This window comes from Mesorhizobium sp. M2D.F.Ca.ET.226.01.1.1 (assembly GCF_004022705.2).
Taxonomy (GTDB): domain Bacteria; phylum Pseudomonadota; class Alphaproteobacteria; order Rhizobiales; family Rhizobiaceae; genus Mesorhizobium.
The window spans coordinates 118,712-130,856 of record NZ_RZOY02000001.1; the positions used below are offsets into that span (position 1 = coordinate 118,712).

Genomic DNA, 12,145 nt, shown 5'->3' on the forward strand with positions numbered 1-12,145 from the left:
GATGGCCGTCTACACCGACGTCAACGAGAACGAACTTAGCGCGTTCCTGAAGGCCTATCCGGTCGGCGAGCTGCTATCCTACAAGGGCATCGCCGAAGGCACCGAGAATTCCAACTTCCTCATCCACGCCTCGACCGGCTCTTACATCCTGACGCTCTATGAGAAGCGGGTCGACAAGGCCGACCTGCCGTTCTTTCTCGACCTGATGGGTCATCTCGCCAGGAAGGGCATTTCCTGCCCGCTGCCGGTTACCGCGCATGACGGCACCGTCATCGGCACGCTTGCCGGCCGGCCTGCCGTCATCATCACCTTCCTCGAGGGCCTGTCGCTCAGGCGCCCGACCGCCGCGCATTGCGCGGAAGTCGGCAAGGCGCTTGCCGGTCTTCATCTTGCCGGCCGGGATTTTCAGATGAGGCGGCCCAACGCGCTGGCGATCGACGGCTGGCGCAAGCTGTGGGACGCCTCGCGCGACCGCGCCGACGAGGTCGAGCAGGGCCTTGCGGCCGAGGTCGATGCCGACTTCGCCGATTTCGAGCGCAACTGGCCGGCCGGGCTGCCGCAGGGCATCATCCATGCCGATCTCTTTCCCGATAACGTCTTCTTCCTCGGCGAGAAGCTGTCTGGGCTGATCGACTTCTATTTCGCCTGCGACGACCTCTATGCTTACGATGTCGCCACCTGCCTCAACGCCTGGTGTTTCGAGAAGGATTTCTCCTTCAACCTGACCAAGGGGGCGGCGCTGCTCGCCGGCTACCAGTCGGTGCGGCCGCTCTCGGCCGATGAGAAAGCGGCGCTGCCGATCCTGGCGCGCGGCTCGGCGCTTCGCTTCATGCTGACCCGCCTCTATGACTGGCTGACCATTCCCGATGGCGGGCTGGTGATGAAGCGCGATCCGACCGAATATATCCGCCGCATGCGATTCCATCGCGCGATCAGATCGCCATCCGAATACGGGCTCAAATGACCAAGCAGGTTGAAATCTTCACCGACGGCGCTTGCTCGGGCAATCCCGGGCCTGGCGGCTGGGGCGCCATTCTGCGCTTCAACGGCAAGACTAAGGAATTGTCGGGCGGCGAGGCCGAGACGACCAACAACCGCATGGAGCTGCTGGCCGCCATCTCGGCGCTGGACGCGCTGAAGGAGCCTTGCGCAGTCGAGCTCCACACCGACAGCAAATACGTCATGGATGGCATTTCCAAATGGATCCATGGTTGGAAGAAGAACGGCTGGAGGACCGCCGACAAGAAGCCGGTGAAGAATGGCGAGCTGTGGCAGGCGCTCGACGAGGCCACCCGACGCCACAAGGTCACGTGGAACTGGGTCAGGGGGCATGCCGGCCACACGGAGAACGAGCGCGCCGACGAGCTTGCGCGCGAAGGCATGGCGCCGTTCAAGCCGAAGCTTGCGAGGCCTGCGCCGGTTGTGGCCGCCCCACAGAAAGCCGCTCCAACCGGCAAACGCGCGCCCCGGCGCTCTACACAGAGCTACTGAGGATGCGCGCACCGTTGCCAGGCAGGGGCGAACTGGATCAAGAAGACGCGCCGGCTGCAGCGGCTCTGGGATGAGGCAAGGCGAGCGGGAAACCATAGCCTTTGGATTTTCGCGACCTCCGAAAAGAGGAAGTTGGCGGCAGCGGCGCCGAACGCCTGTTAGCTCGTGAGTGGGAGCAGCCCGTTTTGCCGCCTCATCGGATCAGCAGCGCCGTCGAGAACATGCCGAGCGCGAACACCGTGTGCGCCACGAGATTGAGCGCGCGCACCTTCGTCGGGTTAGGCAGCTTGGATGCCGCCCAGCCGGCGCCCATGCCCGGTGCCAGCAGGAACCAGCCGGCGCCGACGGTGACGATGCCGAGGATGAAGGCCGGCAGGAAAGTCGGCGCCGCCAGCCAGCCTGCGCCCGCGAGCGCCACCAGGATCACGCCGTAAAGGATGCCGACCAGATAGTGGAAAGCCCAGCCCAGCGCCTTTTCATGCGCATAGGGCGCGGCCTTGCCGATATCGTCGTGGAACACTTTTTCGGGCAGGTGCCGCACCCAGCGCCCGACCATGCCCCAGTTGGGCAATGGCTGGCCGATCGCCTTGTTGAGGATGATCGCCCAGATATCCATGAACACCGTGGCGCCGATGCCGATCGCCACCGCGCGCCAGAGCGTGTCGAGCATCAAAGCATGATCCCGAACCGGAGGTCAGCGCACGCAAAAAGTGGGAACCGGTTTTCGGACAAGATCATGCTCTCTAAAGCTGCTCGAGGATCTTTGCCGCGCTGCTCTCGTCGACGCCCGACTTGGTTTCGACATTGAGCGCCACGACCTTGCCGTCGTCGACGATCATCGAGAAGCGTTTTGAGCGCAGACCCATGCCGCTGGCGGAAAGATCATTGTCGAGGCCGACCGACTTGGCGAAGTCGCCGCTGCCGTCGGCGAGATAGAGGATCTTGCCTTCGCCGCCGGTGAAGCGCGCCCAGGCGCCCATGACATGCACGTCGTTGACTGAAACGACCGCGATCGTGTCGACGCCGCGCGCCAGGATCGCGTCATGGTTCTCCAGATAGCCCGGCAGGTGGTTGTTGCTGCAGGTCGGCGTGAAGGCGCCGGGGACGCCGAACAGCACCACCTTCTTGCCGGCGAAGATCTCATCGCCGGTGATCGGCTTTGCGCCGTCCGCGGTCATCACCTTGAAGCTCGAGGCGGGCAGTTTTTCGCCAACCGAAATGGTCATGATTTCCTCGCTTGGGAGATGGGGAAGGGATAGATGCCTTCGATATCGGACCGGACGGCTTCCCGCAACCATTGGCCTAATGCTGGATCAAGGGAAAGGCAGCAGCCCGTCCACCGAACCCTCGGCGCTGGTCAGCGTGTAATAAAGCCCGCCGCCGGTCGGCGTCGCCGACGGCCGGTCGAGGATCGGCACGGTGAAGACGAGCTTGCCGTCCTTCTCGCTGCGCACCGGCGCGCCGAACATGTAGTCGCGCTCGCCGGCGATGAAGAGGTCGACCGACTCCGGATTGCCGGGCGACTGCGCCTGGACGACAAGGGTCTCATGGTCGCCGGGCAGCACGCTGATGCCGAAATCGGACCGGGCCGGAGAGGGCAGGGTGGCGAGCGCCGTCTTCACCAGCGCCGCGTCGGTGGCGTTGTCGGGATCGGAGCCCGGATCGACGCTGAGCCGGGTCTGCACCGGAATGCAGATCGTCTCGCAGATACCGAGGAAGATATTGGCGTCGATGGTCGCCGGCTGGCCGGGCGAAGACAGCGTGAAGGTCACCGGCAGGGACACCGGGCGATCATAGCCGGCCCATTTGCCGTAGCCGTCGTCGTGCCGCCGCGGCGGAGGGAACGACAATTGCGCGTCGGCGATGTTGGTGCTGCCCGATATGTCGAGCTGCGGCGGCACGCCGGCATCGCCCGGATCGCGCCAATAGGTCTTCCACCCGGGTTTCAACGCGATGTCGAGCACGCCGCGGATCTTGCCGGCCTCATCGGGCTTGCCGGTGGTCACCAGCCGCACCTTGCCGCCTTCGGAATTGTACCAGATCGAGGAGGAGGCCTCGGCCGGGAGGCCGCTGGCCCACCCGAAAACGACGCCGAGAACTAGTATCTTCATGTATCGCATGGCGGTGATTTGATCGTCCGTTCTTGGCCGCGCAATGACTTCGTCAGCCTCCCGGTATCATATTTGCGTGACATCGGGGACCGCCACCATCTTTTCGGCGCTGCCGAAACGCGTTACGCTCACTCCATGGATTTGCTGCGCCACAAGAAGGCGGCCGCCGGACGCGGCTTCCTCGACGACCAGTTCCTGATTGCCATGCCTGGCATGAAGGACGACCGTTTCGCGCGCTCCGTCATCTATATCTGCGCCCACAGCGACGAGGGGGCGATGGGCCTCATCATCAACCAGACGCAGCAGATGCTGTTTCCGGACCTGCTCGTGCAACTCGGCATCATGAACGAGCAGGAAGCGATCCGCCTGCCGGCGCATACGCGCGATTTCGTCGTGCGCAATGGGGGGCCTGTCGACCGCAGCCGTGGCTTCGTGCTGCATTCCGGCGACTATCGCGTCGAATCCTCGCTCAACGTCTCCGACGACATCTGCCTGACCGCGACGGTCGACATCCTGCGCGCCATCTCCACCGGCCGCGGCCCGCGCCATGCGCTGATGGCGCTCGGCTATTCCGGCTGGGGCGCCGGCCAGCTCGAAACCGAGATTGCCGAGAATGGCTGGCTCACCTGTCCGGCGACGCCCGAGCTGCTCTTCGACACCGACATCGAGCGCAAATACGACCGTATCCTGGCTTCGATCGGCATCGACCTCGCCCATCTGAGCGCCGCCGCGGGGCATGCTTGACGCTCGCGACTAGCGCAACGCCCCGATACTTCAGAGTTGATGACGAAGCGATGGGCCTCTAGGCCTGCGTCAGCGGATACTGTTCCTTCAACGTCTTCAGCACCTGGTCGCCGGGCATCGGCGCGCCGAACATGAAGCTCTGCACATATTCGCAGCCCATCTGGCGCAGCTCCAGCGCGTCGCTCTCGTCCGAGATGCCTTCGGCGACCACCGAAAGTCCCAGCTCATGCGCCATGTTGACCATGGATTTGAGCAGCACGGCCCGCTTCGGCGTCGCGTCGTCGACAAAACTCTTGTCGATCTTGATGGTGTCGAAGGGGAAGCGCGTCAGATAGGAGAGCGAAGAATAGCCGGTGCCGAAATCGTCGAGCGACAGCCCGATGCCGAGCTGCTTCAGCTTGGTCAGCACATGCGCGGTCTGCTCGGGATTGTCCATCACCAGGGATTCGGTGAGCTCGAGCCGGAAGCAGCGCGGCTTCAGATTGGCGCGCGCGATGACGGAGCGCACGTCGCTGACCAGGTCGCGGCGGATGAGCTGGCGGCTGGACAGATTTACCGAGATCGACAGCGGCGCGTCGCCGATCTGCTTCTGCCAGCCCGCCAGGTCCTCGGCCGCCTGCTGCATGGCGAACAGGCCGAGCTGCACGATCAGCCCGCAATTCTCGGCCACCGGGATGAAGTCCCCCGGCGGGATCATGCCGCGGCGTGGATGGTCCCAGCGCAGCAGCGCCTCGAAACCGGCGACGCTGCCGTCCTCCAGCCGCACGATCGGCTGGTAGGCAAGCGTGAACTCGCGCCGCTCGATGGCGCGGCGAAGGTCGGATTCGAATTGCAGCCGGTCGGTGCCGACTGTGCGGAAGGCCGGCCGGAACGGCTCGATCCTGTCGCCGCCGAAGCGCTTGGCCTGGTGCATGGCAAGCTCGGCGTCCTTGACCATGTCCTCGGCCGAGGTCTGCGCCGTCGTCCAGGTGATCAGGCCGATCGAGGCGGTGAGCACGATCTCGCGCTTGGCGAAGGTGATCGGATTGTTGATCGCGTGCTTGATGGCGTCGGCGATTGCCGCGATGCGAGCTGGGTCCTGTTCCGAAAGCAGCATCAGCGCGAACTGGTCGCCGGCAAAGCGCGACAGCGAATCCTTCGGCTTCAGCAGCCGGTGCAGCCGGCGCGCGACGGTGAGCAGAATGGTGTCGCCGGCGGAGATGCCGAGCCCGTCATTGACCTGCTTGAAGCGGTCGATGTCGATGATGAAGACCGTCGGGCGCACCTTGTCCTCGGTGCGGGCGATCGAAATGATCGCTTCCAGCCGGTTCATGAACAATTCGCGGTTCGGCAGGCCGGTGAGGTTATCGTGCACGGCGTCGTGCAGCAGCCTTTCCTCGGATTTCTTCTGCTCGGTGACGTCGACCATGGTGCCGACGCAGCGGATCACCTCGCCGTCGGAGCCGATCACCGGGCGGGCACGCAGCGAGAACCAGTGATAGTGGCCGTCGGCGCCGCGCAGGCGGAAATTCTGCGAGACCTTGCCGCGCCGGTGCTCCAGCACCACGTCGAGCGTGGTGCGGAAGGTGTCGCGGTCGTCGGCATGCAGCACCGGCAGCCAGTTGCGGGCCGCACCGCCAAGGCTGTTGGGCGCCAGCCCGAGCTGCAGGCTGATGTCCGGCTTGGTGACCACGCGGTCGCGCAGCACGTCCCAGTCCCAGACGATGTCGCCCGAGCCGGCAACGGCGAGCGCCTGCCGTTCGAGATCGGAGAACAGGCCCTGGTGCAGAGCACCGCCGGCAAAGGCGTGCTGCATGACCGTGAAGCCGATCAGGAGGATGATCAGGATCAGGCCGCCGCCCAGCGCCGGCTGGGCGATGTCGTTATCGAGCATGCCTGTGATCGCCATCCACGAGCCGCATAGCCAGAGCAGCACCATCACCCAGCTCGGCACCAGCATGATCGCCCGGTCATAGCCTCGGATGCCGAGGAAGATGATGAGGCCAAGGCCGGTGAGCGCGGTGGCGGCAAAGGAGATGCGTGCGATGCCGGCGGCGACCGCCGGATCGACGATGGCGACGCCCGCGATCAACAGCAGTCCGAGGATCCAGACCAGCGCGCCATAGCTGAAATGGCCGTGCCACCGATTGAGGTTGAGATAGGCGAACAGGAACACGACGAAGGTTGCCGCAAGCGCTACCTCCGTGCCGGCTCGCCATATCTGCTCATTGCCGGGCGATATCTCGATGATCTTGTTGAGGAAGCCGAAATCGACGCAGATATAGGCCAGCACCGCCCAGGCAAGTGCGGCGGTCGCCGGGAACATCGAGGTTCCCTTGACGACGAACAGGATCGTCAGGAACAGCGCCAGAAGCCCCGAAATGCCGATGACGATGCCGCGGAACAGCGTGTAGGAATTGACCGAGTCCTTGTAGGAATCCGGCTCCCACAGATAGACCTGCGGCAGCTTGGGCGAGGCAAGCTCGGCGATGAAGGTCACTACCGTTCCGGGGTTCAGCGTCACGCGGAACACGTCGGCGTCCGGGCTTGTCTGGCGGTCGAGCGCAAAGCCTTCGCTGGGCGTGATCGCGGCGATGCGCGTCGAGCCCAGATCGGGCCAGAAGATGCCGGAGTTCACCAGGCGGAAATGCGGCGCGACGATCAGCCGGTCGATCTGCTGGTCGGTGGTGTTGGCGAGCGCGAACACGGCCCAGTCGCCGCTCGAGCGCGCGTCCTTGGCCTCCACTTCGATGCGCCGCACGATGCCGTCGGGTCCCGGCGCGGTCGAGACCTGGAAGTTCTCGCCCTGGTTCCGGTAGATCTGGACGGCTTCCGAAAGGTTGAGCGCCTTGTCGTCGCGCGCGATCTTGATCGGCTCGACGGCAAAAGCCGGCATAGCCGCGAAAAGCGTGACGATAACCGTCATGATGAGGGCGAACAGCGACGCTAATCGCGAAAAATTCGTCACAATCAGCCCTTCGTTCCTTCGCCCGGCGGATCGTCCGCGATCCGGGCGTAGAGGTAGTGATCCTGCCAGATGCCATTGATCCTGAGATATGATCGCAGCAGTCCTTCGCGCCGGAATCCGGCTTTTTCAAGCACGCGGATCGATCGGGCGTTTTCGGGAATACAGGCAGCTTCGATCCGGTGCAACCGCAGCGTATCGAAGGCAAAGCGCGACACCAGCTTGACCGCCTCGGTCATCAGGCCCCGATTGCCGAAGCGTTCGCCGATCCAGTAGCCGATATGGCCGCTCTGCGCGACGCCGTGGCGGATGTTGCCGAGCGTGATGCCGCCGGCAAGCTTGCCGCTCGATTTCTCGTAGATGAAGAAGGCGATGGCCGTGCCTTGCGCGTAATCCTCGCGGTAGCGGCTGATGCGCAGTCGCCAGGCGGTGCGGTCGAGCTCGTCCGGCTGCCAGCGTGGCTCCCAGGGTTCCAGGAAGGCGCGGCTCTCGCCGCGCACCGCCGACCATTCGCGGTAGTCGTTGGTCAAGGGTACGCGCAGCGTGACCTTTTCGCCCTTCAGTGCCGGCAGGTCGCGGCGAAAGAAAGGGAGCGCGAACACGGCGCTGGTTCTAGGCGGATATTCGTGGGATGCCCCACGAATATCTGCCTAGATTCCCTGATTTCTCGCAGGTTCTGATCGCAAAACCGTGGGACACTTTTGCGGAACCTGCTTAGGATCAGACCGCGAGCCGGCGGGCCGTCGTCTGCGGACCCGCAAGCGATTCGAGGATCGCCTCATAGGGCGCAAGCGTGCCCACGGGCCCGACCGCGGTAAGCGTCGGCTTGGTCGAGAACAGGCGCGAGGAAAGGTCGGTTAGCCGCTCGACGGTCAGCGCCGACAGCCGCTCCATCAATTCCTCCTTGGCGATCGGCCGGCCGAACAAAAGCAGTTGCCGGGCAATCTGCGAGGCGCGGCTGGCCGGGCTTTCGGCCGACATGATGAGGCCGGCGCGATATTGCGCCCGCGCCCGGTCGAGTTCTTCCTGCTGGATGCTCTCGCCGGCCTTCTGCAATTCGTCGATGATCACCGGCACCAGCTTGGCGATGTCGCTCTGTCCGGTCGCGGCATGCACGCCGAAAATGCCGGTATCGGAAAAACCCCAGTGAAAGGCATAGACCGAGTAGCACAGGCCGCGCTTCTCGCGCACTTCCTGGAACAGCCTCGACGACATGCCGCCGCCGAGGATCATCGACAGCACCTGCGAGGCGTAGAAGTCGCGCACGTGGTAGGCGCGGCCTTCGAAGCCGAGCACGATCTGCGCGTCCATCAGGTCGCGGTCCTCGCGGAAGTCGCCGCCGACATATTGCGCATATTGCGGGATGTTGCCCGCCGCCTTGGCACGGAAGCCGCCGAGCTGCTTTTCCACCTCGCGCACGAAAGCGTCGTGCTTGACGTCGCCTGCGGCCACGATGACCATCCGCTCGGCGTCGTATTGCCGCTCGATGAAATCGTGCAGCTGTTTGGACGTGAAGGATTTGACCGTCTCCGGCGTGCCCAGGATCGAGCGGCCGATGGTCTGATGGCGGAAGGCGGTTTCGGTGAAGCGGTCGAAGACGATGTCGTCGGGCGTGTCGTGCGCTGCGCCGATCTCCTGCAGGATCACATGCTGCTCGCGCTCCAGTTCCTCGGGATCGAATTCGGATTCCTGCAGGATGTCGGCCAGGATATCGACCGCCAGCGGCACGTCGTCGGACAACACTCTTGCATAGTAGGAGGTGGTCTCGACGCTGGTGGCGGCGTTGATCTCGCCGCCGACATTCTCGATTTCCGAGGCGATCTCGAAGGCGCTGCGGCGCTTCGTGCCCTTGAACGCCATGTGCTCGAGCAAATGGGCCATGCCATGCTCTTCGTCGCGCTCATTGCGGGCACCCGACTTCACCCAGGCACCAAGGGCAACCGATTCGATGCTTGGAAGGGTTTCGGTGGCGACTGTCAGGCCGTTCGACAGACGGCTTACCTCAACACCCATATGGCAAGTACTCCCTAACGCGCCGCCCGCGAGTGGCGGTTCACGTAATCTTCCACCATTTTCAAGTCGGAGGGAAGTATCGTGTATTTTTCGTCGGCTGTCATCAAGCCGCCTAGCCAGACGGGAAGGGCGGGGTTGACCCCGCTCGCGGCCTCGACCGCGGCCGGGAATTTGGCCGGATGCGCGGTGCCGAGCACCACCATGGGCACCGCGCCACCTGCGCGAGCGGCGGCCACATGAACGGCGGCGGCCGTGTGCGGATCGAGCAGATAGTCGCTCGCTTCCAGCGTCGCGCGGATGGTGGCAGCGACCTCGTCGACGCTGGCGCGGCCGGCATCGAACTCGGCGCGGATGCGCTTGAGCTCGCCTTCCTCGATGGTGAAGGCGCCGGACTGTTTCAGCCCGTTCATATAGCGCCTGACCGTCTCGGCATTGCGGCCGGCCGCCTCGAACAGCAGGCGTTCGAAGTTCGACGACACCTGGATGTCCATGGACGGCGAGGTTGTGGCCAACACGCCCTTGGTGCGGTATTCGCCGCTCGCCAATGTGCGCGCCAGGATGTCGTTGTCATTGGTGGCGATGATCAGACGCTCGATCGGCAGGCCCATGCGCTTGGCGGCGTAACCGGCGAAAATGTCGCCGAAATTGCCGGTCGGCACCGTGAAGGACACCGGTCGGTCCGGCGCGCCGAGCGACAGCGCGGACGAGAAATAATAGACGATCTGGGCCATGATGCGGGCCCAGTTGATCGAATTCACGCCCGACAGCGACACCCTGTCGCGGAAAGCATGGTCGTTGAACATGTCCTTCACCAGGCCCTGGCAGTCGTCGAAATTGCCTTCGACCGACAGCGCATGGACGTTCGCCGCGCTCGACGTCGTCATCTGGCGCTGCTGCACCGGCGAGACCTTGCCGTGCGGGAAAAGGATGAAGATGTCGGTGCGGTCGCGGCCGGCGAAGGCGTCGATCGCGGCGCCGCCCGTATCGCCGGAGGTGGCGCCAACGATGGTGGCGCGCTGGCCGCGTTCGGCGAGCACATGGTCCATCAGCCGCGCCAGCAGCTGCATCGCCACGTCCTTGAAGGCCAGCGTCGGGCCGTGAAACAGCTCGAGGATGAAGGTATTTTTACCGGTTTGCACCAGCGGGCAGACCGCCTCATGCCGGAATGTGGCGTAGGCTTCGCGCACCAGCTTTTCGAAGACGGGTGCCGCGATCTCGCCGCCGAGGAAGGGCGTCAAGACGCGGATGGCAAGGTCGGGATAGGCAAGCCCGCGCATGGCGCGGATGTCGGCGGCCGAGAATTGCGGCCACTCTCGCGGCACGTAAAGCCCGCCGTCGCGGGCAAGGCCCGCCAGCACCGCATCGGAAAATCCAAGCGCGGGCGCATCCCCGCGGGTACTCACATATTGCATCGTAAAAGGCCCATTGCTGCCGGTCGCGTCATCCACGGCAATTGGTTAATTTTCCGAGCCGGCTCAGTCGCATTTTTGCCGCGCGGTTGCTATACGTCACCGGCTTTGTGAGAGGGAAGTGCAGTTTCATGGCGTTTTATTCGGTCAACCGTCGTTTTGTCGCGGGTCTGGCGCTCACCGGCTTTATGCTCGCCGCCGCCGGCTGCCAATCGAGCGACAATGGCATATTGAACCTCGGCATCGGCAAGAAACCCGATCCGACAGCTCCGATACCGCCGCAGGATCCGAAGATACTCGCCAGCCAGTTGCGCGCCTACTGCCCCAAGGTGACGCTGCGCGACGGCACCGCCTTCTTCAACACCTACGCCAAGGGCTCGACGGCGAAGCCCAAGAAGAAAAAGGGCAATGCCGCGGCCGATGCCGAAGCCCAGGCCGCCGCCGCGGCCGCGCAGACCGGACCGAGCGGTCAGCCCGTCGATCCCGATCACGATCCGGCCAAGATCATCTACCAGGCCTCGATCTCCGATGTGACGCGCGACTGCACTCACGCCAACGGTCAGCTGTCGATGAAGATCGCCGTTGCCGGCAAAGTCGTGCCGGGTCCGCTGTTCGCGCCTGGCACCGTTACGATGCCTATCCGCATCGCCGTCCAGCATGGCAATGACGTGCTCTATTCGCAGCTTCATCAATACCAGGTGCAGGTCACCGATCCGACTGCCGCAACCCAATTCGTCTTCACGGACGCCAATGTCGTGGTGCCGGAGCCGAGCGCCACCGACTACCAGGCCTATGCCGGCTATGACGAGAACACGCCGGCGCCGGCCGCCGACAAGGCGAAGGGCAAGCGGAAGAAGCGCGCACCGACGACGAACTAATGTCTGCATTCATCAATGCCCGATCGTAGCCTGGGTAGTTGGCTACTCTGGCAATCCGGCTGCCCGTAGCGCGCTGCCAAGAGCCTCCGCGAGCCCGGGCGCGCAATTCACGCCGGCAAATTGGCGGCTGTAGCGAAAGGGCGGCTGGAGCTCGATCACGCGAGCGGCGGCTGCTTTCGCTTCGTCCAACCGGCCAAGCTTGGCCAGCGCGGCCGCCAATTGCACATAGGTGATGCTATGTGCCGGATTGGCTTGGACGGACTTGTAGGCAGCACGACAAGCCTCTTCGTAGCGACCGCGCAACAAATGGCTCATCGCCTGCGCGTCAAATGCGGCCCAGGCCCACGAATCGAACGGGCTCAGCCGCAAACCCTGCTTGCTCCATTCTATCGCTCGCTCCGCTTCACCGCTCCATCCGAGAATGACGCTGCCAAGGATGTAGGTCAGGGCAGATGACGGGCTGATGGCGAGCGCGGCTTCCAACGCCGCGAACGCAGAGGCGCGATCATGCGCATCCATTCCGATGGAAAAGCCGGCCCATGTGAGTGCCAGCGC

At 64.2% G+C, this 12,145-nt stretch carries 12 protein-coding genes; 4 read left to right on the forward strand and 8 right to left on the reverse strand.

Going from position 1 to position 12,145, the window contains the following annotated elements; genetic code table 11:
• Nucleotide 1 precedes the first annotated feature (1 nt).
• Both EN869_RS00610 and rnhA read left to right on the forward strand, forming a co-directional pair.
• Entirely contained in the window at nt 2-964 is a 963-nt protein-coding gene (locus EN869_RS00610) for a homoserine kinase (protein ID WP_127229503.1), read from the forward strand.
• Nucleotides 961-1,491: a ribonuclease HI gene (gene rnhA, locus EN869_RS00615; protein WP_127229502.1), complete on the forward strand. Its 531-nt coding sequence runs from the start codon at nt 961-963 to the stop codon at nt 1,489-1,491. The genes EN869_RS00610 and rnhA overlap by 4 nt, the downstream gene beginning before the upstream one ends.
• Nucleotides 1,492-1,684: 193 nt before the next feature.
• Here the strand turns inward: rnhA and EN869_RS00620 are convergent, their stop codons facing one another.
• The 3 genes from EN869_RS00620 to EN869_RS00630 all read right to left on the reverse strand — a co-directional run bounded on the left by EN869_RS00620 (nt 1,685) and on the right by EN869_RS00630 (nt 3,611).
• Nucleotides 1,685-2,161 carry a DUF2938 domain-containing protein gene (locus EN869_RS00620; RefSeq protein WP_127229501.1) on the reverse strand — a complete coding sequence of 159 codons (477 nt, stop codon included), beginning with the start codon at nt 2,159-2,161 and terminating at the stop codon, nt 1,685-1,687.
• A 73-nt stretch (nt 2,162-2,234) separates the two neighbouring features.
• The gene (locus EN869_RS00625; protein ID WP_127229500.1) at nt 2,235-2,717 is read right to left on the reverse strand and encodes a peroxiredoxin; all 483 of its coding nucleotides are present in this window, start codon (nt 2,715-2,717) and stop codon (nt 2,235-2,237) included.
• An 87-nt stretch (nt 2,718-2,804) separates the two neighbouring features.
• Complete coding sequence (locus EN869_RS00630) at nt 2,805-3,611, reverse strand: protein-disulfide reductase DsbD domain-containing protein (RefSeq protein WP_127229499.1); 807 nt, start codon at nt 3,609-3,611, stop codon at nt 2,805-2,807.
• A 126-nt stretch (nt 3,612-3,737) separates the two neighbouring features.
• On the opposite strand from EN869_RS00630, the gene EN869_RS00635 reads away from it, so the two are divergent.
• Entirely contained in the window at nt 3,738-4,346 is a 609-nt protein-coding gene (locus tag EN869_RS00635) for a YqgE/AlgH family protein (RefSeq protein ID WP_112095931.1), read from the forward strand.
• A 58-nt stretch (nt 4,347-4,404) separates the two neighbouring features.
• On the opposite strand, the gene EN869_RS00640 is transcribed toward EN869_RS00635, so the two are convergent.
• The 4 genes from EN869_RS00640 to thrC form a co-directional block, all read right to left on the reverse strand.
• A complete protein-coding gene (locus EN869_RS00640; protein ID WP_167498694.1) occupies nt 4,405-7,293 on the reverse strand; it encodes an EAL domain-containing protein in 2,889 nt (962 codons plus the stop codon).
• A 2-nt stretch (nt 7,294-7,295) separates the two neighbouring features.
• Nucleotides 7,296-7,892 carry a GNAT family protein gene (locus EN869_RS00645; RefSeq protein WP_127229497.1) on the reverse strand — a complete coding sequence of 199 codons (597 nt, stop codon included), beginning with the start codon at nt 7,890-7,892 and terminating at the stop codon, nt 7,296-7,298.
• Nucleotides 7,893-8,010: 118 nt separating this feature from the next.
• Nucleotides 8,011-9,303, reverse strand: coding sequence for a pitrilysin family protein (locus EN869_RS00650; protein ID WP_127229496.1), 1,293 nt, complete (start codon nt 9,301-9,303; stop codon nt 8,011-8,013).
• Between the two features lie 14 nt (nt 9,304-9,317).
• Complete coding sequence (thrC, locus tag EN869_RS00655; RefSeq protein WP_127229495.1) at nt 9,318-10,715, reverse strand: threonine synthase; 1,398 nt, start codon at nt 10,713-10,715, stop codon at nt 9,318-9,320.
• Nucleotides 10,716-10,843: 128 nt separating this feature from the next.
• Between thrC and EN869_RS00660 the strand changes: the two genes are divergently transcribed.
• A complete protein-coding gene (locus tag EN869_RS00660; protein WP_127229494.1) occupies nt 10,844-11,590 on the forward strand; it encodes a hypothetical protein in 747 nt (248 codons plus the stop codon).
• A gap of 42 nt (nt 11,591-11,632) precedes the next feature.
• On the opposite strand, the gene EN869_RS34915 is transcribed toward EN869_RS00660, so the two are convergent.
• On the reverse strand, nt 11,633-12,145 hold a 513-nt coding region (locus tag EN869_RS34915; RefSeq protein ID WP_245514630.1), incomplete at its 5' end, for a tetratricopeptide repeat protein.